Below are 635 nucleotides of genomic sequence, written 5' to 3'. Positions count from 1 at the left end.
ACCGAAGATGATAGGTGGTTTAACGCAGCGTGAGCCGTAGCTTTGTACCCAGCCGTATTGGGTGAACGCAAAACCGCTCAACAATTCGCCGAAGTATTCAACCATGTCGTTACGCTCGGCTTCGCCGTGTACCAGTACGTCCAAGTCCAGTTTTTCTTGCTCTTCAACCACCAAAGCGATTTCTTTTTTCATCGCGGCTTCGTAATCGGCAGCAGACAGTTCGCCTTTTTTGAAGGCTGCACGTGCTTGGCGGATTTCGGTAGTTTGTGGGAAAGAACCGATGTTGGTAGTCGGCAGCAGAGGCAGGTTCAACCATGCTTGTTGCGCTTTGATACGGTCGGCAAATGGAGATTTGCGTTGGTCTGCGTTGGCAGGCAAATCGGCCAGGCGTTTGGCAACGTCTGCACGGTGGATTTCACTGCTGTTGGCACGGGAGTCGGCAGCAGCTTGGCTGGCGGCGAGTTCTTCGGCAACAGAATCACGACCTTCGTTTAATGCAGCTTTCAGAACGCGCAATTCTTGAGTTTTTTGCAGGGTGAATGCCAACCAAGAGTACAGATCAGGTTTATTGGCTTTCAGTTTTTCTTCAACTGACAAGTCAAATGGAGTGTGCAGCAGAGAGCAAGAGCTGGAGA

The 635-nt window shown here is 50.9% G+C and carries 1 pseudogene; it reads right to left on the bottom strand.

Going from position 1 to position 635, the window contains the following annotated elements:
- A pseudogene (locus ACTHUM_RS17340) lies at nucleotides 1–635 on the bottom strand (5-methyltetrahydropteroyltriglutamate--homocysteine S-methyltransferase); the annotation flags it as partial.

It is taken from the genome of Neisseria sp. P0021.S006 (assembly GCF_051956895.1).
The sequence above is the reverse complement of the archived record's forward strand: the minus strand, read 5'-3'. Positions and strand labels throughout refer to the sequence as shown.